The sequence below is a fragment of the Kitasatospora sp. NPDC088783 genome (genome assembly GCF_044750705.1).
GTDB lineage: Bacteria > Actinomycetota > Actinomycetes > Streptomycetales > Streptomycetaceae > Kitasatospora > Kitasatospora fiedleri.
On sequence record NZ_JBIVKJ010000005.1, the window covers coordinates 296,886 to 320,026 of the forward strand.

A 23,141-nucleotide genomic window follows, 5' to 3' on the forward strand; every position below is an offset into this window, starting at 1 on the left:
AGCTGATCGCTTGCTCGACTCGGCCGGTCGGCCAAGAATTGTGTGTGCGGACGGACACGGGTTCTCCGCAACCACCCACCTGACAGAAGGATGTGACCGATGATCAGCCATGCCTCCAGCCACCTGCGGCGCTGGGTCGCCCTGCTCCTCCTGCCGGCCGCCGCCGTGATCGGCGTGGCGGCGGTCGGAACCGGCGCCGGGCACCCCGGTACCGGGCACGGCACCCGGGTGGTCGCGGACCTGGAATGGGACGTCACCCCCACCGGCGGTCACTGACCTCCGGACCGGCGGACGCGCCCCACCGCCGACGGCTCAGCCGCCGTCGACCGATCTCCCGGGGCAGGAACGCCGACATCGGACCGGAACGCGCACGGTCGGCCCGCTCACGACCGGGACTCTCGCAGCCGGGACTCTCGCAGCCGGAACGCGCACGACCGGGACTCTCGCAGCCGGAACGCGCACGACCGGAACCCTAGGAGCCGGGACTCTCGCAGCCGGGGCGCCCACGACCGGGAATGCCGCCGCCGGGAATCCCGCCACCGGGAATCCCGTGCCCGCGGCGGGCCCGCGGCCCGCGTCGACACCGATGCCGTGGCAGACCGGTTGCCGGAGCGTCGAGTACGTCCCCGACCTTCCTGGCACACCGCACATCCCAGCTCCCCATGTAGCTGCCGCCCCCGGCGCGGCATGAACCGTCGCGCTCATGACCAGGGCTGATCGTAACCAATGGAACGGCCCGATGCGCCGTTGTTCGACACTTCCGCACGCCGATCTACGCGCGTTCACGTGCGGAAAGACCTGATGCACCGTCAATTGTCCATGTAATCAAAGCATTTGCCCCCATCGCCGCTCCGGCCTGCCCGTCCAGGAGGACATCCATGAAGAAACTGCTGCTGATCGAGGCCAACGGCATGGTCGGTGGTGACCTGCTCGACGCGGCGCGGGAGTTGGGCGTCGAGGTGCACGTCGCCACCCACGAGGAGCTGTACCGCGACTACCGCCCCGAACTGAAGGAGAGGATCGACGGCACGGTCTTCACCGACCTCGGCGACACCGAGACGGCCGTCCGCGACCTGCTCTCCTTCGCCCGCGAGCGGGGCGTCGACGGCGTCGTCACCGGCTGGGAGTTCTTCTCCCCGCTGGTCACCCGGGTGGCCGCCGAACTCGGCCTGCCCGGCCACGACCCGGAGAAGGCCGCCGCCGCCCGCAACAAGCGGGTGATGGCGCAGGTCTTCGACGCCGCCGGCGTCCCCGCGCCGCGCACGGCCGTGGTGGCCGGCCCCGCCGAGGCCGCCGAGGCGCTGGCCCGGACCGGCCTCGACTACCCCGTGGTGGTCAAGCCGTGCGAGAACGCCGGTTCGGTCGGCGTCTCGGTGGTGCGTGGCGAGCAGGAGCTGGCCGCGGCGGTCGAGTTCGCCCAGGGCTGGCCGCGGGAGTTCCCGCACGGCACGCCGCTGGAGACCACCGTGCTGATCCAGGAGTACATCGGCGGGAAGGAGTTCAGCATCGAGACGGTGGTCTTCGAGGAGAAGTACCACCACCTGGCGATCACCGAGAAGTTCACCACCGACGACGCCACCCGCGCCGAGGTCGGCCACACCGTCCCCGCGGCGCTGGACGCGGCGGCCACCGAGGCGGTGCTCGCCACCGTCGAACAGGGCCTGGCCGCGTTGGGCTTCCGGTACGGCGTCGCGCACACCGAGCTCAAGCTGCTGGAGGACAACACCGCCCGAATCATCGAGGTCGGCGCCCGCCCGCCGGGCGACCACATCGTCAAGCTGGTCCGGCAGGCGACCGGCGTCAGCGAGGCCCGCGCCTACCTGCAGGCCGCGCTCGGCGAGCACCCCGACGTGCTGCCCACCCACCAGAGGGCCGCCGCGATCCGCTTCCTCACCCCGCCGTCGGCCGGCGTGCTGCGCTCCGTCGAGCACCTCCCCGAGGGCCCGCACACGGTGGCCACCGCGCTGTACGCCGAACCCGGCAAGGAACTCGCCCGCCCGCAGGACAACATCTCCCGGGTCGGCCACTTCATCCTGACCGCCGAAACGGCCGAGGAGGTCAACCGGCTCGCCGCCGAGGCCCTGGCCGCCGTCCGCATCGAGCTGGCCTGAGATGGCCCGCATCGCGCTGCTGCGCTCCATCGAGATCCAGCAGACCGACCCCTACGTCCGGGAGCTGGCCGGCCCGGCCGCCGAGGCCGGCCTCACCCTCAAGCTGTTCCACACCGACGGCGAGTGCGGACCGGACGACTTCCCCGGCGAGTCCGAGAAGCTCCCGCCCGGCCTGAGCTGCGAGCAGATCGCCGACCGGATCGCCGCCTGGGGCGCCGACGGCGTCGTCTCGCTCTCCATACCCGACGAGAACGCGCTGCGCGACGCCGTGGTGCGCGAGAAGCTCGCCGCCCGCGGCATCCCGATGGTCATGCACAGCCCGGACGCCACCTGCGTGCTGGCCAACAAGTGGGAGACCAAGCGGCTGCTCGCCGCCCACGGCCTCGACACCCCCGACGGGCTGCTGGTCGACGGCGACCTGCTGCGCGGCCGCAGCGTCCAGGCCCCGGCCTACCAGGACCTGCTGCTGGCGCAGGCCGAGCGGATCGGCTACCCGCTGCTCTCCAAGCCGCTGTGGGACTGCCTCGCCACCGGCATCCGCTTCCTGCCCGACCGGGCGGCCCTGCGCGCCTACCTCGCCGACCCGTACGACGGCAGCACCGTCCTGGAGCACTGCGTCACCGGCGAACTCTGCTCGGTGGAGGTGGTCGGCCGGCCCGGGCACTACGCCCTCCAGCCGCTGATCTGGAAGGGGCCGACCGGCGGCGCCCCGTCCTTCGTCTTCGACACCGTCCGCTACACCGCGCCGCGCCCCGGCCCCGACCGGGACTTCCGGCCGGTCGCCGAGCGGCTGCTGCGGCTGTGCGAGGACCTCGGGATCGAGGGCGCCATCGAGGTCGAGATGATCCACGTCGACGGCGGCTACCAGGTCATCGAGATCAACCCCCGGGTCTCCGGCTCCACCACGCTCTCCATCGCCGCCTCCGGCGACAACACCTACGCCGCGCTGCTCTCGCTGCTGCTCGGCACCTGGGAGCAGCAGGCCCCCGGCTTCGGCCGCCGCCGCCGGCTCGCGCTGCAACTGCCGATCCGCCGGGCCACCCCCGCGCTCACCGCGCTGCTGCGCGAACGCCTCGACCTGGTCCGGGCCAGCGAGTTCCACATCGACGGCCAGGCGTACGCCAACACCGTGCTCACCTGCGAGTTCGACCGTCGGGACGAACTCGCGGCGACACTGCGCGAGTTGACGGCCGAGCACGGACTGCTCACCCCCGGCGTGCTCGAACTGGCGGAGCAGCTCCTGGCCGCCCCCGCCCCGCTGGCCGCCGCCACGGCCTGACCGGCGCACCACCGCGCACCACCCGTACCGCCCCGTCCCACCGCGAACCCACGAACCACGCGCACCACGCGCACCACGCGACCGAACCGAGAGGAACCGCCACCATGCTGGTCAGCGAGCAGGGCTCCGTCCTGGACACCGCCCCCGGCGTCGAACTGCGCAGCGACATCTCCGTCGAACTGGTCGACCACCGGGCCAGCGACGCCGGCGTCGTCCGGGCCGCCCGGGTCTCCACCATCGGCGAGGACGCCCAGATCGAGGACAAGGGCGAGGGCTACAGCGCCGGACTCCTCAACTACCTGATGAAGAGCCGCCACGGCAGCCCCTTCGAGCACAACTACATGACCTTCCTGATCACCGCGCCGATCTTCACCGTCCGCCACCTGATGCGCCACCGCACCTGGTCGTTCAACGAGGAGAGCGCCCGCTACCGGGAGCTGCGCCCGGTCTTCTACGTCCCGGACGGCGAGCGCCTGCTGCGCCAGAAGGGCAAGCCCGGCCACTACCAGTACGTCCCGGGCACCGACCAGGACCACGAGCAGATCCTCACCTCCGCGCACGCCGTCTACGCCAAGGCGTACGAGGAGTACACCGCGATGCTGGAGTCCGGCATCGCCCGCGAGATCGCCCGCATGGTGCTGCCGGTGGCCACCTACTCCTCGGTGTACGCGACCTGCAACTCCCGCGGCCTGATGCACTTCCTGAGCCTGCGCACCAACCGCGCCGACGCCACCTACCCCTCGCACCCGCAGCGCGAGATCGAGCTGGTCGCCGAGCAGATGGAGGACGCCTGGAAGGCCCTGATGCCGGTCACCCACGCGGCCTTCGAGACCTACGGCCGGGTCAGCCCCTGATGCGGGTCACCGTCTACGCCGGCTCCTCGGCGGGCCGGGACGAGGTGTACGCCCGGGAGGCCGCCGCCTTCGCCCGCGAACTCGCCGAGGCCGGGCACGAGATCGTCTACGGCGGCGGCAGCGTCGGACTGATGGGCGTGGTCGCCGACAGCGCGATGGCGGCCGGCGGCCGGGTCACCGGCGTCATCCCGCGCTCGCTGCACGACGCCGAGGTCGCCCACCTCGGCCTCACCGAACTGCACGTGGTCGACACCATGCACGAGCGCAAGGACCTGATGGCCCGGCTCGGCGACTGCTTCGTCGCCCTGCCGGGCGGCCTGGGCACCGTCGAGGAGCTCTTCGAGGTCTGGGCCTGGCTGATCCTCGGGCACCACGGCAAACCGGTCACCGTCCTGAACACCGACGGCTACTGGGACGGCCTGCTCGACACGGTCGAGGGCATCGCCCGGGCCGGGTTCATGCGGCCCGAGGAGAGCGCCTCGCTGGTCCCGGTCCGCAAGGCCGGCGACCTGCTCGCGCTCTGCGACAGCTGGCGGCCCCCGCCGCCGCGCTGGGCCTGACCGGCCCCGGACACCACCACGGGCACCCCCCACCGGCACCGCGGCACCACCCGCCGTCACCACCCACCGACCGAGAAAGGCAGTCCGTGCAGCAGCGCATGGCCACCCCCGCCTTCTCCCGACTGCCCCGCTCCGCCCGGCTGGACGGCGACTTCGACGTCGTCCGGCTGGGCGCGGAGCTGGCCGCGCTCCGCCAGGTCCACTGGCACCGCCGCCGGCGCTACCCGGCCCAGGCCCTCACCGCCGTCCCCGAGCAGTGGCGCACCCTGCCGCTGCGCAGCATCGGCGGCGACCCCGAGCGCACCGACGCCGGCGGCCCCGACCGGGACGACTTCGCCGACACCCCGTGGCTGGCCGGCGCCCCGTACCTCGCCGAGGTGCTGGGCGCCCTACCCGCCGCCAAACGGGCCGTCCGGCTGATGGCGCTCACCCCCGGGGCCAGCGGCGCCCCGCACCGCGACACCAAGAACGGCCTGGCCTGGGGCACCGTCCGGCTCTACCTGCCGCTCACCGCCCACCCCGGCGCCGGACTGGTCATCGAGGGCGAACCGCAGCAGTGGACGCCGGGCACCCTCTGGTACGGCGACGTCAGCCGCAGCCACCGGCTGCTGCACCCCGGCACCGACGGCACCCCGGTCCACCTGGTCGCCGACCTGCTGCCCAACCGCGCCCTGCTGGACCTCTTCCCGCCGGTCTTCCGCACCCCCGAGGTGCTGGCCGAGAGCATCCTGGCCCGGCCCCCGGCCCCGCTCGACGCCGCCGCCCGGGCCGCCCACGGCCTGCGCTTCGACGTCCCCGAGTCCTTCACCGACCGGGACGAGGCGGACGGCGCCTTCCTGCGCCACCAGCGCCGACTGCCCAGCACCGTGCTGCTCCGCGCGGACCGGCTGTTCCTGACCGCGCCCGGCGAACCCGAGCTCGGCCTGGTCCACCTCGGCGGCGGCGAGTTCCGCTTCGCCGGCTGGACGGAGGAGCGCACCCTGCGGCTGCCCCGCCCCGGCGAGGTCCCGGCCGTCGTCCTGCGCACCCGCTGCGGCAGCACCGTCCGCGAAACGGCGGTGCCCGCCCGGCACGACACCTGACCGACCCCGGGCCCCGGCCCGGCCGACCGCGGCCCCGGCCGCCCCACCGACAGCAGACAGCAGACAGCAGAGAGGTGAGAACCGTGCCGACCCTGGCAGCGACCGCCGCCCCGACGGGCACCCCGGTGACCCTGGTGGACGGCTACGTGCCGGTCATCGACCTGAGCGGCGCCCGCACCGACCCCCGCCGCCGCGCCGAGGTCGCCGCGGCCGTCGACCGGACCTGCCGCACCAGCGGCTTCCTGGTCATCGTCGGCCACGGCGTCCCCGAGCAGGCCATCACCGAGATGTACCGCGCCACCCGCGAGTTCTTCGCGCTCCCGCCGGAGGTCAAGGCCGCCCACCTGGCCGACCCCGCCGACCCGCTGATGCGCGGCTTCGGCCGCAGCGGCAGCCTCGCCGCGTCCAACCCGGACGCCTCGGTGGCCACCGAACGGGCCCGCCCCGACGTCTCGGAGACCTTCACCGTCAACCGGCTCGGCGAACCCGAGGGTGCCCGCGCCCTGCCCGCCGACGCCGCCCCGGCGCTGCGCACCCCCAACCCGTGGCCCGACCTGCCGGGCTTCGCCGACGCGTACCGCGGCTACTACGCCGAGATGGAACGGCTGGCCGGCGAGCTGATGCGGCTGTTCGCCCTCGGACTCGGCCTGCCCGAGGACTGGTTCGAGGACAAGATCGACCAGCACATGACCAACCTGACCGCCAACTACTACCCGGCGCAGCCCGTCCCGCCCGCACCCGGACAGCTGCGCAAGGGCGAGCACAGCGACTGGGGCAGCCTCACCATCCTCTACCAGGACAACGGCACCGGCGGCCTCCAGGTGCTCGACCGCACCGGCGACCGCTGGCTGGACGTCCCCGTGGTCGAGGGCTCCTTCGTCGTCAACATCGGCGACCTGATGGCGATCTGGACCAACGACGCCTGGGTCAGCACCGTGCACCGGGTGGTCAACCCGCCCCGCGAAGAGGCCCACAACGAGCGCTACTCGGTGCCGTTCTTCCACCAGCCGAACTACGACGCCCTGATCGAGTGCATCGCCACCTGCACCGACCGGGACAACCCGCCGCGGCACGCCCCGGTCCGCTCCGGCCCCTACATCACCGGCAAGTTCGCCCGGGCGTACGGAAACTGACGCCCCCACACCCAAGCGGCGGCCGCCACCGGGGCGGCCGCCGCGCGCCCGCAGGAGAGTCATGGACAACAGCGCACCCCGGCCGTCGCAGTCCGCACGGCCGCCGCAGCCGCCGCGCGGACTGCGACACCTCCTCGGCCTGCCCGACCTCACCGGCAACGGCCGGTTCCTGGCGGCCAACGTCATCGACAGCCTCGGCAACGGACTGGTCCTCGCCTTCACCGTCGTCTACTTCACCCGGACCACCGACCTGCCGCTGGTCGAGATCGGCGCGGCCCTGACCCTGGGCCACCTGCTCTCGCTGCCGGTGCCCGCCCTGGTCGGGCCGCTGCTGGACCGGATCGGCCCGCGCGCCGTGGTCGCGGTGGGCAACCTGGTGTCGGCCGGCGGCTTCCTCGGCTTCCTGTTCTGCCGCCAGGCCTGGATGATCGTGCTGTTCCAACTGGTCGTGCAGACCGGCTCGAACATCTACTGGACCTCCAGCCGCCCGCTTGTCGTGCTGGCCGCCCGCGAGGGCGAACGGCAGCGCTGGTTCGCGCTCACCAGCTCGCTGCGCAACATCGGCGCGGGCTTCGGCGCGGCCGTCGCCGCCCTGCTGCTCCAGTTCGCCGGCACCACCGGCCTGCGGGCCGTGGTGGTCGCCAACACCGCGACCTTCCTGCTCGCCGCCTGGCTGATCTCCTCCTGGCGCCCGACCGGCGAACAGCCCCGCCCCACCGCCGCCGCCCCCGCCGACCGCCCGGCCGGCAGCTACCGGGACGTCCTGCGCGACCTGCCCTACCTGCGCCTGGTCGCCGCCAACCTGGGCTTCGTGCTGGCCGCCATGGTGCTGCCGGTGCTGCTCGCCGTCTACGCCACCGGGACGCTGCACGCCGCCGCCTGGATCGTCGGCGCCCTGGTCGTGCTGAACACCGGCCTGGTCGCGCTGGCCCAGACCACCGTCGCCCGCTGGGGCGAACACCGCAACCCCGTACGGGTGCTGGCGCTGGCCGCGATCCTGAACGCGGTGGCGTTCGCGCTGTTCGGCGCGCTGTCGGCGGTGCCCGGCTGGGCGGTCGAGGCGGGCCTGGTGCTGGCCGTGCTGGTCTACACGCTGGCGGAGATGGTCGGCGGCCCGCCGTCCAACGAACTCAGCGTGGCGATGGCCAAGGAGCACATCCAGGGCCGCTACCAGGCCGCCTTCCAACTCTCCTGGACGATCGGCGGCGCCGTGTCGCCGGTGGTCCTGACCGCCCTGCTGGGGCGCGGCCCGCTGTGGCCGTGGGTGTTCCTGGCCGCGTTCAGCCTGCTGTCGGTGCTGCTGGTGCAGGGGCTCGGCGGACGGCCCGCGAAGTCCGCCGAGCCCGCCGAGCCCGTCGCGTCGGCCGAGCCCGTCGCGTCCGCAGACCCCGCCGCCACCGCCCCCGCTCCGGCGGCCCCCGCTCCGGTCGCGTCCGCGGAGGTGTCCGGTGCTGCGTGAACGGCTCGGCCTGACCTGGGAGTTGCACGGCGACGGCCGCGAACCGCGCCCCGGCGCCGCCGTCCGGCCCGACCAGCGACTCAGCTGGCCCCGGACGGTCGGCCTCGGCGCCCAGCACGTGGTGGCGATGTTCGGCGCCACCTTCGTCTTCCCGCTGGTGATGGGCCTCGACCCGAACCTCGGCATCATGATGTCCGGCATCGCCACCGCGCTCTTCCTGCTGGTGGTGCGCGGCCGCATCCCCAGCTACCTCGGCACCAGCGCCTCGTTCGTGGGCGCGGTCGCCGCGATCCGGGCGGCCGGCGGCTCCAGCGCCGTCGTCACCGGCGCGGTCGCGGTGTCCGGCATCGCACTGGCCCTGGTCGGCCTGGCCGTGCACCGGGCCGGCAGCGCCGTCGTCAACCGGCTCTTCCCGCCGGTGGTGGCCGGCGCGGTGGTGCTGCTGATCGGCTTCAACCTGGCCCCCGTGGTCGCCCGGATCTACTGGCCGCAGGACCAGTGGACGGCGCTGGCCACGATGGCCGTGGTGCTCGCCTCCGGCGTCCTGCTGCGCGGCTTCTGGGGACGGATCTCGGTCTTCGTCGGCCTGGTCTTCGGCTTCGCCCTCTCCTGGCTGCTGGACCTCACCACCGGCCCGATCACCGCCCCCGACGCCACCGGCGCGGTCACCACCCACTTCCGGGTCGACCTCGGCGCGGTGGCGCACGCCGACTGGATCGGCCTGCCCTCCACGCACGCGCCGGAGTTCCGGCTCTCCGCGATCCTGCTCGCGCTGCCCGCGGTGATCGCCCTGGTCGCCGAGAACACCGGCCACGTGCGGGCGGTCGCCGAGATGACCGGCAGCGATCTGGACGGCAGCCTCGGACGGGCCCTGTTCGCCGACGGTCTGGCCACGGCGGTCGCGGCCGGCACCGGCTCCGCCCCGACCACCACCTTCGCCGAGAACATCGGCGTGATGGCCGCGACCCGGGTCTACTCCACCGCCGCGTACTGGGTGGCCGCCGGCACCGCCGTCCTGCTCGGCCTGTGCCCCAAGTTCGGGGCGATCGTCGCCGCCACCCCCGGCGGGGTGCTCGGCGGCATCACCGTGGTCCTCTACGGCATGATCGGCCTGCTCGGCGCGAACATCTGGGTCCGGAACCGGGTCGACTTCGGCGACCCCGTCCACCTGGTCCCCACCGCGGCGGGCGTGGTCGCCGGGATCGGCGGCGTCTCGATCGGCGTCACGGGCGGCTTCTCGCTGAGCGGCATCACGCTGGGCACCCTGATCGTCCTGGTCGGCCACCACGCCCTGCGCCACCTCGCCGCCCGCCGCCGCACCGCCACCGGCCCGCACCCCGCGCCCGCCGCACCCGTTCCCGTCTCCGTCTCCGCACCCACCGCCGCGGACCCCCAGCCCGTCCCCGCCGCACCCGCCCCCGCCGCACCCGCCCCCGTCGCCGCCAGCCGAGGAGCAGCCCGATGACCAGCCCCGCGCCGACCCGCCCCGCCACCAGCACCCCCCCGGTCGCCGAGAACGCGCTGACCGCCGCCTACCTGGCCGGCCGCCCGAGCGCCGAGTCGCTGGCCCGGCGCTGCGCCGAGGACACCGCGCTGCGGGCGGCCCTGGGCGGCAACTACCTGACCCGCCCGGTCTTCCTGGAGGGCGCCACCGCCCGCGACCTCGGCGTCCGCCTCAGCGGCCTCTACGACCTGCTGCTCTCGCTGCCGCACCGGCTCTTCGACGGCGACGTCCGGGCGTTCGCCGCGGCGGCCGGCTGGTCGCCGCTCCAGATCGCCACCTCGCTGCGCCCGGACGGCAGGCCGCGCACCGTGCCGCGGATCGCCCGCTCCGACCTCTACCAGGAGGCCGGCGGCTTCAAGCTGCTGGAGCTGAACGTCGGGAGCCCGCTCGGCGGCTTCGACACCCCGCTGATCAACCGGGCCATGCTCGGCGACGAGCAGCTGCGCCGCTTCGTGGCCGAGCACCGCCTGGAGTACGCCGACACCCTGCACCTGCTGGTCGCCATGTGGCGCGAGGCGTTCCCCGAGCTGGACTTCGACGCCGCCCCGCTGGTCGCCCTGGTGGACTGGCCGACCAGCTTCCCCAGCCTGGAGCCGCGGCTGCGGGTGATGGCCGAGATGCTCGCCCCGCTGGGCATCGAGGCGGTCCCCTGCCACGCGGGCCAGGTCGAGACCCGCGCCGACGGGGTGTACGTGCACGGCCGGCGGATCGACCTGGTGCACCGCTGGTTCGTCAGCGAGGACCTGGTCGACCCGGCCGACGCCGCGCTGGCCGCCCCGATCCTGGCCGCCGCCGACGCGGGCCTGGTCGCGCTGTTCGCCACCCTGGAGACCGAGCTGTACGGCGCCAAGGGCTGCCTCGCGCTGGTCAGCGACGAACGCCACCGCCCGGCCTTCGACGCCGCCGAACTCGCCCTGGTCGACGGTCTGTTGCCGTGGACGCGGATGCTCGCCGACCGCAAGGTCGAGGCCGACGGCGAACAGGTCGACCTGCTGCCGTACGTGCTGGCCCACCGCGAGGAGTTCACCCTCAAGGCCACCGCCGGGCACGGCGGACTCGACGTCCTCCCCGGCTGGCAGACTGGGGAGGCGGAGTGGCGGGCCAAGGTGGCCGCCGCCGCGGGCGGCCCGTACGTGGTGCAGCGGCGGGTGCGGCCGGTGGTGGAGCGCTTCCCGGTCGGCGACGGGACGGGCCGCACCGAGCCGGTGGTGGTCAACTGGGGCGTCTTCATGATCGGCCACGGCTACGGCGGCGCCTTCAACCGCGGCATCGCCAACCCGGAACCCGGCGTGATCAGCCTCGCCAACGGCGCCAGCTTCACCACCGCCTTCCACACCCCGCTGGACTGACGCCCCGTCCGCCCCGCCCCGTCCGCCCCGCCCCGCCCCGTCCGCCCCGCCCCGCCCGTCCGCCCCGCTGCTCCCGTCCGCTACGCCGCCGCTACCCCGCCGCCGCTACGCCTCCGGCGCGAGCGCGGCGGCGGCGGCCCGGGCGAAGCCCTCCGGGTTGTCCAGCATGATGTTGTGCCCGCAGTCCGGGACGGCCACCACCGACACCCCGGCGGCGGCCAGCGCCTCCGCGCCCGGCAGCGGGGTGTCGGACGCCGGCAGCAGGAAGGTGCGCGGCACGGACAGGCCGCTCAGCACCTCCCGCACCGTCGGCGAGGTGTTGCGGGCCAGGTGGACGGCGCTGCGGTACAGCCCCTCCCGCCCGGCCAGCCGCATGGTGGACCACCAGTGCGGCCCCACCCGGTCCGCGACCTCGGCCCAGCCTCCGGCGAGGAACTCCTCCTCGGTGTACGCGGCGATGCCGCTCCCGCCGCCGTGTCCGGGCCGGGGCGGCACCGGGTCGAGGTTGGCGTCCACCAGCAGCAGCCGGGACACCAGGTGCGGGTGGCGGTCGGCGAGCACCACCGCCACCGAACCGCCCATGCTGTGCGCGACCAGCTCCGCGCCCGACACCCCCGCGGCGGTCAGCAGCGCGGCCAGCGCGTCGGCGTGCGACTCCAGGGTGTAGTCGAAGCCGGTCGGCCGGTCGCTGAGGCCGTGCCCCAGCAGGTCCACCAGCAGCGACCGCCGCCCGGCCAGCAGCGGATGGACCGCCGAGGCCGCGAAGTACGCGGGCGCGCTGGCTCCCAGCCCGTGCACGTAGACCCGGGCCGCCTCCCGTCCCTCGAACTCCACCCAGCGCATCTGATCGCCCTCGGGCGTCACGGTCGCGGTCCGCACCGTCCCAGCTCCCTCCGTCTCGCAGCCTGCCGACGGAGCAAGACCCTAGTGCGTCCCGACGCCCCGTCAGGACCGCCCGCGCTGATCCGGCACGATTCCGGAGCGCCGCACTAGGCTGACCGCCATGAGCCCTTCGATCGCCACCAACACCCGGGTGGAACTCGCCGAGTTGCTGGACTTCGTCCGCCCCCGCCACCGTGCCCTGCTGCTCACCCGGCGCGCCGACGGCAGCCCGCAGGCGTCCCCGCTGACCTGCGGCGTCGACGACGCCGGCCGGATCGTGGTCTCCACCTACCCGGAGCGGGCCAAGACCCGCAACGCCCGGCGCGACACCGCGGTCAGCGTGGTCGTGCTCTCCGACGAGTGGGACGGCCCCTGGGTGCAGGTCGACGGCGAGGCCGAGGTGCTGGACCTGCCGGAGGCGCTGGAGCCGCTGGTCGAGTACTACCGCACCATCTCCGGCGAGCACCCGGACTGGGACGAGTACCGCGCCGCGATGCGCCGCCAGGGCAAGTCGCTGATCCGGATCACCCCGCGCCGCTGGGGCCCGATCGCCACCGGCGGCTTCCCGGCCCGGCTGGCCACCACCGACTGACGCCGCGCCCGGTCCGTGCCGCCCGCCGGACCCGTTCCGTCCGGGGACGGGCACGGGCACGGGGACGGCCCCGGTCTCCGTGGGGTGGGACCGGGGCCGTCGGGGGAGTGGCGGTGCGTCAGCCGGTGAAGCCGGCCGTGATGGAGCTGAACTGCCAGTCGGACTGGGCGATGCCGGAGCAGGTCTCCTGCAGGCCGCCGCCCGCGCAGCCGCGGTCCCGGTTGACCGACCAGAACGCCAGGCGGGCGATGTGGTTGGTGTTGGCCCAGTCGCGGATCGCGGTCCAGTTGGCGACGGTGGTGGTCTCGTTGGTGTCGCTGAGGCCGTTCATGCCGGAGATGCCCAGGTGCGCGTAGGCGGTGGCGTCGTCCCAGCCGTAGACCGACTTGAGCTTGTTCTTCAGACCGGTGGCGGCGCTGACGGTGGCGGCGTACATGTCGGTGGACGCGTTGCCGAAGTCGAACGGCATGATGGTGAAGACGTCGATGTCCGCGCCGAGCGCCTTGGACTGCTCGATCAGCCGGTTGCCGGGGGCGGTCGGGCCGCTGGTGGAGGTGCCGAAGGTGACGATCGTCCGGATGCCGGGGTTCTTCTGCTTGACGATCTTCAGCGCGTTCAGGATGCGGTCCTGGACGGTGTAGTTCTCGAACTCGTCGGTGTTCTCGATGTCGATGTCGATCGCCTTCAGGTTGTAGGCGTCGATCACCTTCTGGTAGGCACCGGCCAGCGCGGTCGCGTCGGCGCAGTTCGGGCCGAGCTTGTTGCCCGACCAGCCGCCGAAGGACGGGACGACGTCGCCGCCCGCGGCGCGCACCGCGTTGATGGTCTGCTGGTCCACGCCGCCCAGCAGCGGGCGCTGGCTGTCCCAGGCCGGGTTGCAGCCGTTCTGCGCCAGCACGAAGGCCAGGGTGAACCACTTGACGCCGGTGGCGTTCATCACGGTGGTCGCGGCCGGCGGGTTGCCCCAGCCGTTGTACAGGTACGGCGCGGCCTGCTTGAAGCCGCTCGGGGTGGTGGTCGGGGGCGTGGTCACCGCCAGCGCGTTGGACGCGGCGGAGGCGTTGCCCGCCGCGTCGCGGGCCTTCACGGTGAAGGTGTACGCGGTCGAGGCGGTCAGGCCGGTGACGGTCGCGGCGGTGCCGGTGACGCTGGTGGCCAGCGTGCCGTTGCGGTACACGTCGTACGCGGTCACGCCGACGTTGTCGCTCGACGCGCCCCAGGAGAGCGAGACCTGGGTGGCGGCCGTCGCGGTCGCGACCAGGCCGGTCGGCGCGGTCGGCGCCTGCTGGTCCCCGCCCGAAGGCGTGGTCACCGAGAGGGAGTTGGACGCGGCGGAGGCGTTGCCCGCGGCGTCGTGCGCCTTGACGGTGAAGGTGTACGCGGTCGAGGCGGTCAGGCCGGTGACGGTCGCCGTGGTGCCGGTGACGGTGGTGGCCAGCGTGCCGTTGCGGTACACGTCGTAGCCGGTGACGCCGACGTTGTCGCTCGACGCGCCCCAGGAGAGCGAGACCTGGGTGGCGGCCGTCGCGGTCGCGGCCAGGCCGGTCGGCGCGGTCGGCGCCTGGGTGTCCGGCGTGCCGCCGCCCGGACCGTCCAGGCTGATGTCGTCCGCGTAGTACGTGCCCTGCCCGAACCAGCCGTTCAGGTACACCTCGGCGCTGGTCTGCGAGGCGCCGGTGGTGAAGCTGACCGTCAGCTGCTTCCAGTCGGCCGCGGCCGGCGTCCAGGTCGAGGCGCCGCCGGTGACGCCGAGGTACACGTAGTTGCCGCGCACCCAACTCGACAGCGAGTAGGTGGTGTTGGGCTGCACCGCGACGGTCTGCACGCACTTGGCGTTGTCCGAGGCGCTGGCCGCGCCGGCCAGCGCCTTCGAGCCGCCGTGGACGGGGGTGGAGACCACCGAGCCGAGGCCGCCGGAGCAGGACCAGCCGCTCAGCGTGCCGGTCTCGAAACCGGGGTTGGTCAGGATGTTCGCGGCGCTCGCGCTGCTCGGGACGGCGGCGACGGCGGCCGTCGCCAGCAGCAGCGCGGCGGCGCCGACCGCGGTGGCGCGGCGGTTGGGGGCGTGCACGGGGACCTCCAGTGGGGGATGGGGGCGGAGGTGCGTAGGGAGCGCGCACAACAAAATGGACTGGACCAATCCCGAATGTCAAGGCTAGGTCAAAACCCGGACACCCGGCTGACCCGCCGTCAGCCACCCGCCGACCACCCATCGGCCGCCTGCGGGCCTCCGCCCAGCACCCCCCTCGGCCCCCTTCGGCACCGCCCGGACGCCCCCGCGTCGCTGCTCCGTCCGGGTGTCTTGCGGCACGCCGGAGCCGGACCGGCGGCCCGGCTCGGGCACGATCGTTCAGCCCAGCTGTGGCACCCGTTAAGAATTCCTCGATGGACCGAACCCACCGTGACCGGGCAGATTTCACCCTGCCGGGCCGGTCACCGCCGCACGCCGGGCCGCCCCACCGGGCTGCGAACCGCCGCACGCCCGCACCCGGGCCTGCCGACCCGCAGGCCCGCCGAACCCCGCGTCAGGAGCGCTCGCCGTGAAGGCACTCGTCAAGCTGAACGCCGAACCCGGACTGTGGATGACCGACGTCCCGGAACCGGAGATCGGCCCCGGCGACGTCCTGATCAAGGTCCTGCGCACCGGCATCTGCGGCACCGACCTGCACATCCGCAAGTGGGACGGCTGGGCCCAGCAGACCATCAAGACCCCGCTGACCGTCGGCCACGAGTTCGTCGGCGAGGTCGCCGCCGTCGGCGCGGCCGTCACCGACGTCAACGTCGGCGACCTGGTCAGCGGCGAGGGCCACCTGGTCTGCGGCAAGTGCCGCAACTGCCTGGCCGGCCGCCGCCACCTGTGCCGCAACACCGTCGGCCTGGGCGTCAACCGCGACGGCGCGTTCGCCGAGTACGTCGCGCTGCCCGCCTCCAACGTCTGGGTGCACCGCGTCCCCGTCGACCTCGACGTCGCCGCGATCTTCGACCCGTTCGGCAACGCCGTGCACACCGCGCTCTCCTTCCCGCTGGTCGGCGAGGACGTCCTGGTCACCGGCGCCGGGCCGATCGGCATCATGGCCGCCGCCGTCGCCAAGCACGCCGGCGCCCGCAACGTCATGATCACCGACGTCTCCCCGTACCGCCTCGACCTGGCCCGCGAGCTCGGCGTCACCCTCGCCCTGGACGTCTCGCAGCACACCATCGAGGACGGCCAGCACCGGCTCGGCCTGCGCGAGGGCTTCGACGTCGGCCTGGAGATGTCCGGCCGCCCCGAGGCCATGCAGTCGATGATCGCCAACATGACCCACGGCGGGAAGATCGCCATGCTCGGCCTGCCCGCCGACGACTTCCCGATCGACTGGGCCCGGGTGGTCACCTCGATGCTCACCATCAAGGGCATCTACGGCCGCGAGATGTTCGAGACCTGGTACGCGATGTCCGTGCTGCTCGAGGGCGGACTCGACCTCACCCCGGTGATCACCGGCCGGCACGCCGCCCGGGACTTCGACGCCGCCTTCGACGAGGCCGCCGGCGGCAACTGCGGCAAGGTCATCCTCGACTGGACGACGCTCTAGGGACTGTCCTCGAACTCCCTTCCCCGGCAAGCCAGCTGATCCATCGTTAGGAGCGACACCCCGTGTTCGAGAACGTCCGCGACGACCTCGCCGCCACCCTCGCCGAGATCCGCGAAGCCGGCCTGTTCAAGCCGGAACGCGTCATCGGCACCCCGCAGTCCGCCGAGATCACCGTCACCTCCGGCAACGGCGGCCAGGTGCTCAACTTCTGCGCCAACAACTACCTCGGCCTCGCCGACCACCCCGCCGTGGTCGCCGCCGCCAAGGACGCCCTGGACCGCTGGGGCTACGGCATGGCCTCGGTGCGCTTCATCTGCGGCACCCAGGACGTCCACAAGGAGCTCGAGCAGCGGCTCTCCCAGTTCCTCGGGCAGGAGGACACCATCCTCTACTCCTCCTGCTTCGACGCCAACGGCGGCGTCTTCGAGACCCTGCTCGACGAGCGCGACGCCGTCATCTCCGACGCACTCAACCACGCCTCCATCATCGACGGCATCCGGCTCTGCAAGGCCCGCCGCCACCGCTACGCCAACCGCGACCTCGCCGACCTGGAGAAGCAGCTCCAGGACACCCAGGACGCCCGCCGCCGCCTCATCGTCACCGACGGCGTCTTCTCGATGGACGGCTACATCGCCCCGCTCGCCGAGATCTGCGACCTCGCCGACCGCTACGACGCCATGGTCATGGTCGACGACTCGCACGCCGTCGGCTTCGTCGGCCCCACCGGCCGCGGCACGCCCGAACTGCACGGCGTCACCGACCGGGTCGACATCATCACCGGCACCCTCGGCAAGGCCCTCGGCGGCGCGTCCGGCGGCTACGTCGCCGCCCGCCGCGAGATCGTCGCCCTGCTGCGCCAGCGCTCCCGCCCCTACCTGTTCTCCAACTCGCTCGCCCCGGTGATCGCCGCCGCCTCGCTCACCGTGCTCGACCTGCTGGAGACCGGCGACGACCTGCGTGACCGGCTGCGCGCCAACACCGAGCTGTTCCGGACGAAGATGACCGAGGCCGGCTTCGAGATCCTGCCCGGCGAGCACGCCATCGCCCCCGTCATGGTCGGCGACGCCGCCAAGGCCGGCCGCCTCGCCGAACTCCTGCTCGAACGCGGCGTCTACGTGATCGGCTTCTCCTACCCCGTGGTCCCGCACGGCGCCGCCCGGATCCGGGTCCAGCTCTCCGCCGCCCACAGCACCGAGGACGTCGAACGCGCCGTCGCCGCCTTCATCGACGCCCGCACCGCCCTGGACGCCTGACCCCGTCCCCTCCCGCCAGGGCGCGGACCGACCCTCGACCGCGCCCCCCTCCGGGCCGCCCCCCCCCCCCCCCCCCGGGCCGGGCCCCCCCGGGGGGGGGGGGCCCCCCCCCCCCCCCCCCCCCCCCCCCCGCCCCCGCCCCCCCCCGGGGGCCGCCCCCCCCCCCCCCGGGGGGGGGGCCCCCCCCGGGGGGGGGCCCCCCCCCGGGCCCCCCGCGCCACCCCCCCGCCCTCCGGCCTCCGCGCCGGGGTTCCCGAGCCGCCCGGCCGCCCCGTCCCGGCCGCCCCCGTCCCGGTTGGCTCCGCCGCGCTGGCAGAATTGACCCGTGATCGACGCACGACGGCTGCGGACCCTCCGGGCCGTGGCCGACCACCGGACCGTGACCGCCGCCGCGGCCGCGCTCTACCTCACCCCCTCCGCGGTCTCCCAGCAGCTCGCCGCCCTCGAACAGGAGACCGGCCACACCCTGCTGGTCCGCGCCGGCCGGGGCGTCCGGCTCACCGCCGCCGGGGAGATCCTGCTCACCCACGCCGACGCCGTCCTCGCCCAGCTCGAACGCGCCGAGGCCGACCTGGCCGCCTACAGCTCCGGCGCGGCCGGCGAGGTCACCGTGGCCGCCTTCGCCACCGGCATCGCCCTCGTCCTCGCCCCCGCCGTCACCGCCCTCGCGGACACCGCCCCCGACCTGCGGGTGCGCGTCCTGGACGCGGAGGGCGACGCCAGCCTGCCGATGCTGCTCGACGGGCGCGCCGACATCGCCGTCGCCGTCGAGTACCGGGGCGCGCCGCGCCCCGACGACCGCCGCCTGACCCGCCTGCCGCTGTACGCCGAACCCTTCGACGCCGTCCTCCCGCTGCGCCACCCGCTGGCCGCCGGGAGCGGGCCCGTCGCGGTCGCCGCCCTCGCCGCCGAACCCTGGATCGGCCCCTACCCCGGCAACCCCTGCCACGACGTGGTCCTGCTCGCCTGCGAGCACGCGGGGTTCCAGCCGCGGCTGGTCCACTCCTCCGACGACTTCCGCGCCGTCACCGCGCTCGCCTCGGCCGGCGCCGGAGTCGCCCTCGTCCCGCGCTCCGCCCTGCGCGGCGCCGAACTCGCCGCCGTCGCCGTCCGCCCCGTCGACAGCGCCCTCGCCACCCGCAGGGTCTTCGCCGCGACCCGGGCCGGGGCCGAACTCCACCCCCTGATCAGCCCGGTCCTCACCGCCCTCGCCGAGGCCGCCGCCCCCCTCGACCACCCGGCCTGACCGCCCCGCGCCCCCGACCCTCCCCGATAACCGGTCGAAAGCCACCCCTCCCACCTGCTAGTTTCCGTTTCCGAACCGACCGGGGGGAGGCCCGAGATGCCGCACGACCGCAACCAGCTCCAGCTCCAGCTCCAGGACCAGAACCAGGGCCAGGACCAGGACCGGCGATCCGACGCCGAGCAGCGCGCCGCACGACGGGCCGCGCTGGTGGCCCGGATCCGGGCCGCGAACGCCGAGACGCTGGAGAGGCTGGCCGAGCTGTGAACGCGCCCCACCAGCACACCACCGACCACCTGGACGAGGACGACATCGCCTACCTGCTGGGCGACGTCGCGGTGGTCCGCGAGCGCTCGCTGCTGCGCTCCGCGCTCGGCCGCCCGCAGTCCTCCGCGTTCGGGGCGGACGCGTACCCGGACGCGTGGACCAAGGCGGTCGCGCTCGGCGAGTCACTGGCCCGCAACCACCCCATGACGGACCGGAACAAGCGCACCGCCTTCGAGTCGATGCTGCTCTTCCTCGACTACAACGGACAGCCCTACACCGACCCGCAGCCGGACGACGCGGTGGCCTTCATGCTGCGACTGGCCCAGGGCGGCTACCGCGACCGGTTCGACACCGCGGTGGCCGACTTCCGCCGGATCCTCGGCGCCGCTCCCGACCCTCCGCTCCCTCGCTGCCCTCCTGCCGCACCGACGCGAATCGGCCGATCCACCACGTCCTGACTGCTCAACACCCGTCCTGGCATATGCTGCCGGGTGGCCAGGGACCACCACCACCCACCCTCGCAGGAGTGCCCGATGAGCGATCACCAGACCGAACCCGGCACGACCCCGATCCCGATCGGCGTCGTCGGACTCGGCGACATCGCGCAGAAGGCGTACCTGCCCGTCCTCACCGCCCAACCCGGCATCGACCTGCGCCTGATGACCCGGGACCGGGCCAAGCTCGACCGGATCGGCGACGCCCACCGCCTCCCGTTCCGCACCACCGACCTCGGCGAACTCATCGACTCCGGCATCCGCGCCGCCTTCGTCCACGCCGCCACCGACCAGCACGTCCCGATCGTCGAGGAACTGCTCACCCGCGGCGTCGACGTGTACGTCGACAAGCCGCTCGCCTACGACCTCGACGGCGCCCGCCGCCTGACCTCCCTCGCCGAGCGCACCGGCCGCTCCCTGATGGTCGGCTTCAACCGCCGCCACGCCCCCGGCTACCTGCTCGCCGCCGAGCGCCCGCGCGACCTGATCGTGCTCCAGAAGCACCGCGAGGGCCTCCCCGAACGCGCCCGCACCCTGGTCTACGACGACTTCATCCACGTCGTCGACACCCTGCGCTTCCTCGTCCCCGGCGAGATCGAGCACGTGGACGTCCGCTCCCGCACCCGCGACGGCCTGGTCGAGCACGTCGTCCTCACCCTCGCCGGCCACGGCTTCACCGCCCTCGGCATCATGAACCGGGTCTCCGGCTCCACCGAGGAGATCCTCGAAGTCTCCGGCGCCGACTCCAAGCGCGAGGTCCACAACCTCGCCGAGGTCGTCGACCACCGCGGCCAGCCCACCGTCCGCCGCCGCGGCGACTGGGTCCCCGTCGCCCGCCAACGCGGCATCGAACAGATCGTCCTGCACTTCCTCGACGCCCTCCGCGCCGGCAAGACCCTCGACGCCGCCGACGCCCTGCGCACCCACGAACTCTGCGAACTCATCGTCGACCGCATCGAAACCGACCCCAGCTGACCCCGCCTCGGGTCCGACCCGCCCGTTCGGCCGCCACCGACGCAGTGGCTGACGCCACGTCAACCACCCTGCGGAAAACGGGATGCGGACCACCGGAGACCCGGGCTAGGTTGATCCGATGCGCCTGACGAAGTACGCCCACGCCTGCGTCCGGATCGACTCACCCGACGGGGAGCGCTCCGTCCTGATCGATCCGGGCTGCTGGATGGAGCCGGAGGCGTTCCAGGGCGTCCGGGCGGTGCTCTACACGCACGCGCACGCCGACCACCTCGACGAGGGCCTGCTCGCCGCCGCCCGCGCCGCCGACCCGGGCCTGGAGGTCTACACCCACCCGGAGCTCGCGGCCGAACTCGCCGGGCACCCCGCCCTCGCCGGCCTCCCGCCCACCGCCGTCCGGGCGGGGGAGGGCTTCGAGGCGGGCGGCTTCGCGGTGCGCGCGGTCGGCGGACGGCACGCGCAGGTCATCGACGAGTACCCGGACTGCGCGAACCTCGGCTACCTGGTCGAGGGCGTCTACCACCCCGGCGACGCCCTGCACGTCCCGCACGGCCCGGGGGAGGACGTCCGCGCCCTGCTGCTCCCCGCGTCCGGCCCGTGGCTGAGCCTGCGGGAGGCGATCGAAATGGTGCGCGCCATCCGCCCGGAGCGCACCTTCCCGATCCACGACGCCAACCTGAGCGCGATCGGCGCCGAGAACTTCGACGGCTGGCTCGGCGGGGAGGCGGCCACCCGCTACGCCCGGATCGCGCTGGGGGAGTCCGCCGTCCTGGACTGACACCGGCCGTCGATCACCGGCCGTCGATCACCGGCCCCCGGTCGCCGGCTCCCGATCACCGGCCCGTCGACCGCTCGACCGCTCGACCGCTCGATCACTCGATCACTCGATCACTGGCCCATCACGTAGCGGACGGTCGGGCCGGTGGTCCAGCCGCCGTCCACCGCGAGCTCGGCGCCCGTGATGTAGGAGGCCGCGTCGGAGAGCAGGAAGACGGTGGCCGAGGCGATCTCGGGCGCCTCGCCGACCCGGCCCATCGGGGTGTTGGGGTAGTTGCCCTCACCGCGCCGGATGCCGGTGGACGCCGTCATCGGGGTGTAGGTCATGCCCGGGTGGACGGAGTTCACCCGGATCCGGTCCACGCCCAGCTCCACCGCGCCGATCTTGGTCAGCCCGCGGACGCCCCACTTGGACGCGCCGTAGCCGGCCGTCAGCGCCAGGCCCATCAGGCCGGCCGCCGAGGAGATGTTCACCACCGAACCGCCCCCGGCCTCCCGCAGCGCCGGGATGACCGCCTTCATGCCGATGAACACGCCGGTCAGGTTGACGTCCAGGACCTTGCGGAAGTGCTCCACCGATTCCTCGGCCAGGAAGCTCCCGGTGGAGATGCCCGCGTTGTTCACCAGCCCGTGCACCGCCCCGAACTCGGCCCGCGCGTACGCGACCACGTCCGCCCAGTCCTGCTCCGAGGTGACGTCGTGGTGGCGGTAGCGGACCCGCTCGCCCAGCGCCGCGGCGGTGGCCTCGCCGTCCGCGTCCAGGACGTCGGTGATCAGCACGTTCGCCCCCGCCTCGACCGCCTGCTTGGCGGTCTCCGCGCCCAGGCCCCGGGCCCCGCCGGTGATGACGACGGTCTTGCCGGACAGCTCGTTCATGACTTGCTCCTCGCTCACTCGCTCCGCGGGGCAGACGCCCCGCGGGCGCTCGTTCCAGTGGTACGTCCTCCGCCGACATCCGACATCCGGCGCCCGGCGCCCGGCGCTCGCCGCCCGACGCCCGGTACCCGGCGGCGGAGGTCAGGGCACCGGCGCGGTCAGCAGGCCGGTGCAGACGGAGACGAGGTCGGCCAGGTACGCGCGGTCCTCGCTCAGGGTGGGCTCGCCCTCGGCCAGCTGCCGGGCGCGCTCGGCGAGCGCGGCCCCGATCAGGGTCAGCGCCAGGTCGATCCGCTCCAGCCGGACGGGCTCGGGCGCCAGCGCGACCAGCGGCTCCTCCAGCGCGAGGATCAGCCGCCAGTACAGGGTGCCCGCGAGCCCGGCGTGCGGACGCCGCTCCCGGATGCCGCTGCGGTGGCTGACCTGGGTGGAGATCCGCAGGCAGTCCCGGCCGCGCTCGGTGCGCAGCTCGGTGGACTCCGCGTCCACCAGCGCCCCGAGCAGCTCGCCCAGCCCGCACCCCTCGGGCCGCGGCAGCCGCTCGGCGAGCGCCCGCTCGGTGCGCCGCTGCCGCTCGGCCATCACCGCGTCCAGCAGCCCCTCGCGCGAACCGAAGTGGTACTGCACCGCGGACGGGTTCGCCTGCCCGGCCCCCCGCACCACCTCGCGCAGCTGCGCCCCGTGCACGCCCCGCGCCGCGAACGCGCGCTCGGCGGAACGGATCAGTCGCGCCCGGGTGGAACCGCCGTCGCCGCCGCGGTCGTCATCGACCGGTTCGGGGCCGCTCCCGGCGCCCGTCGCCTTCCTCGTCATGCCACCACATTAATACTCGACATTATTAATGTCGAACATTAGGGCAGTTGGCGGAGCCCTCGACCCGTC

The 23,141-nt window shown here is 74.0% G+C and carries 22 protein-coding genes; 18 read left to right on the forward strand and 4 right to left on the reverse strand.

Features of this window, described 5'->3' with window-relative positions; genetic code table 11:
- Positions 1-99 precede the first annotated feature (99 nt).
- From ACIP60_RS17200 to ACIP60_RS17245, 10 genes are all read left to right on the forward strand, one after another.
- Complete coding sequence (locus ACIP60_RS17200; RefSeq protein ID WP_400684889.1) at positions 100-276, forward strand: hypothetical protein; 177 nt, start codon at positions 100-102, stop codon at positions 274-276.
- Between the two features lie 602 nt (positions 277-878).
- Positions 879-2,111 carry an ATP-grasp domain-containing protein gene (locus ACIP60_RS17205; RefSeq protein ID WP_400684892.1) on the forward strand — a complete coding sequence of 411 codons (1,233 nt, stop codon included), beginning with the start codon at positions 879-881 and terminating at the stop codon, positions 2,109-2,111.
- Between the two features lies 1 nt (position 2,112).
- Entirely contained in the window at positions 2,113-3,390 is a 1,278-nt protein-coding gene (locus ACIP60_RS17210; RefSeq protein ID WP_400684895.1) for an ATP-grasp domain-containing protein, read from the forward strand.
- A gap of 104 nt (positions 3,391-3,494) precedes the next feature.
- On the forward strand, positions 3,495-4,244 hold the full coding sequence (thyX, locus tag ACIP60_RS17215; RefSeq protein WP_100838921.1) for an FAD-dependent thymidylate synthase: 750 nt from the start codon (positions 3,495-3,497) through the stop codon (positions 4,242-4,244).
- Positions 4,244-4,804, forward strand: coding sequence for a TIGR00730 family Rossman fold protein (locus tag ACIP60_RS17220; protein ID WP_100838920.1), 561 nt, complete (start codon positions 4,244-4,246; stop codon positions 4,802-4,804). Before thyX ends, ACIP60_RS17220 begins: the two co-directional genes overlap by 1 nt.
- Before the next feature lie 86 nt (positions 4,805-4,890).
- Positions 4,891-5,886 (forward strand): aspartyl/asparaginyl beta-hydroxylase domain-containing protein, encoded by a 996-nt coding sequence (locus tag ACIP60_RS17225; RefSeq protein ID WP_400684900.1) that lies wholly within the window; start codon positions 4,891-4,893, stop codon positions 5,884-5,886.
- 83 nt (positions 5,887-5,969) lie between these two features.
- The gene (locus ACIP60_RS17230) at positions 5,970-7,019 is read left to right on the forward strand and encodes an isopenicillin N synthase family dioxygenase (protein ID WP_400684903.1); all 1,050 of its coding nucleotides are present in this window, start codon (positions 5,970-5,972) and stop codon (positions 7,017-7,019) included.
- Positions 7,020-7,080: 61 nt separating this feature from the next.
- Positions 7,081-8,478, forward strand: a complete 1,398-nt coding sequence (locus ACIP60_RS17235) for an MFS transporter (protein WP_400684906.1) — start codon at positions 7,081-7,083, stop codon at positions 8,476-8,478.
- Positions 8,468-9,943, forward strand: coding sequence for a uracil-xanthine permease family protein (locus ACIP60_RS17240; RefSeq protein ID WP_400684909.1), 1,476 nt, complete (start codon positions 8,468-8,470; stop codon positions 9,941-9,943). The genes ACIP60_RS17235 and ACIP60_RS17240 overlap by 11 nt, the downstream gene beginning before the upstream one ends.
- Positions 9,940-11,331, forward strand: coding sequence for a hypothetical protein (locus ACIP60_RS17245; RefSeq protein ID WP_400684912.1), 1,392 nt, complete (start codon positions 9,940-9,942; stop codon positions 11,329-11,331). The genes ACIP60_RS17240 and ACIP60_RS17245 overlap by 4 nt, the downstream gene beginning before the upstream one ends.
- Positions 11,332-11,436: 105 nt before the next feature.
- Here the strand turns inward: ACIP60_RS17245 and ACIP60_RS17250 are convergent, their stop codons facing one another.
- Complete coding sequence (locus tag ACIP60_RS17250; RefSeq protein ID WP_400684915.1) at positions 11,437-12,210, reverse strand: alpha/beta fold hydrolase; 774 nt, start codon at positions 12,208-12,210, stop codon at positions 11,437-11,439.
- 124 nt (positions 12,211-12,334) lie between these two features.
- On the opposite strand from ACIP60_RS17250, the gene ACIP60_RS17255 reads away from it, so the two are divergent.
- The gene (locus tag ACIP60_RS17255; RefSeq protein ID WP_400684918.1) at positions 12,335-12,805 is read left to right on the forward strand and encodes a PPOX class F420-dependent oxidoreductase; all 471 of its coding nucleotides are present in this window, start codon (positions 12,335-12,337) and stop codon (positions 12,803-12,805) included.
- Between the two features lie 118 nt (positions 12,806-12,923).
- Here ACIP60_RS17255 and ACIP60_RS17260 read toward each other — a convergent pair whose 3' ends face one another.
- Complete coding sequence (locus ACIP60_RS17260; RefSeq protein ID WP_400684921.1) at positions 12,924-14,876, reverse strand: fibronectin type III domain-containing protein; 1,953 nt, start codon at positions 14,874-14,876, stop codon at positions 12,924-12,926.
- Positions 14,877-15,345: 469 nt separating this feature from the next.
- Here ACIP60_RS17260 and tdh point away from each other — a divergent pair, with 469 nt between their 5' ends.
- From tdh to ACIP60_RS17295, 7 genes are all read left to right on the forward strand, one after another.
- On the forward strand, positions 15,346-16,377 hold the full coding sequence (tdh, locus tag ACIP60_RS17265; protein ID WP_400684924.1) for an L-threonine 3-dehydrogenase: 1,032 nt from the start codon (positions 15,346-15,348) through the stop codon (positions 16,375-16,377).
- Between the two features lie 62 nt (positions 16,378-16,439).
- Entirely contained in the window at positions 16,440-17,630 is a 1,191-nt protein-coding gene (locus tag ACIP60_RS17270; protein ID WP_111551628.1) for a glycine C-acetyltransferase, read from the forward strand.
- A gap of 325 nt (positions 17,631-17,955) precedes the next feature.
- Positions 17,956-18,876, forward strand: coding sequence for a LysR family transcriptional regulator (locus ACIP60_RS17275; RefSeq protein WP_400684928.1), 921 nt, complete (start codon positions 17,956-17,958; stop codon positions 18,874-18,876).
- Positions 18,877-18,972: 96 nt separating this feature from the next.
- Entirely contained in the window at positions 18,973-19,140 is a 168-nt protein-coding gene (locus ACIP60_RS17280) for a hypothetical protein (protein WP_400684931.1), read from the forward strand.
- Entirely contained in the window at positions 19,137-19,598 is a 462-nt protein-coding gene (locus ACIP60_RS17285; RefSeq protein WP_400684934.1) for a type II toxin-antitoxin system death-on-curing family toxin, read from the forward strand. Before ACIP60_RS17280 ends, ACIP60_RS17285 begins: the two co-directional genes overlap by 4 nt.
- 75 nt (positions 19,599-19,673) lie before the next feature.
- Positions 19,674-20,609: a Gfo/Idh/MocA family protein gene (locus ACIP60_RS17290; RefSeq protein ID WP_400684937.1), complete on the forward strand. Its 936-nt coding sequence runs from the start codon at positions 19,674-19,676 to the stop codon at positions 20,607-20,609.
- A gap of 118 nt (positions 20,610-20,727) precedes the next feature.
- Entirely contained in the window at positions 20,728-21,384 is a 657-nt protein-coding gene (locus ACIP60_RS17295) for an MBL fold metallo-hydrolase (RefSeq protein ID WP_400684940.1), read from the forward strand.
- A gap of 110 nt (positions 21,385-21,494) precedes the next feature.
- On the opposite strand, the gene ACIP60_RS17300 is transcribed toward ACIP60_RS17295, so the two are convergent.
- A complete protein-coding gene (locus tag ACIP60_RS17300; RefSeq protein ID WP_400684942.1) occupies positions 21,495-22,259 on the reverse strand; it encodes a glucose 1-dehydrogenase in 765 nt (254 codons plus the stop codon).
- A 141-nt stretch (positions 22,260-22,400) separates the two neighbouring features.
- The gene (locus ACIP60_RS17305; protein WP_400684944.1) at positions 22,401-23,072 is read right to left on the reverse strand and encodes a TetR/AcrR family transcriptional regulator; all 672 of its coding nucleotides are present in this window, start codon (positions 23,070-23,072) and stop codon (positions 22,401-22,403) included.
- Between the last annotated feature and the right edge of the window lie 69 nt (positions 23,073-23,141).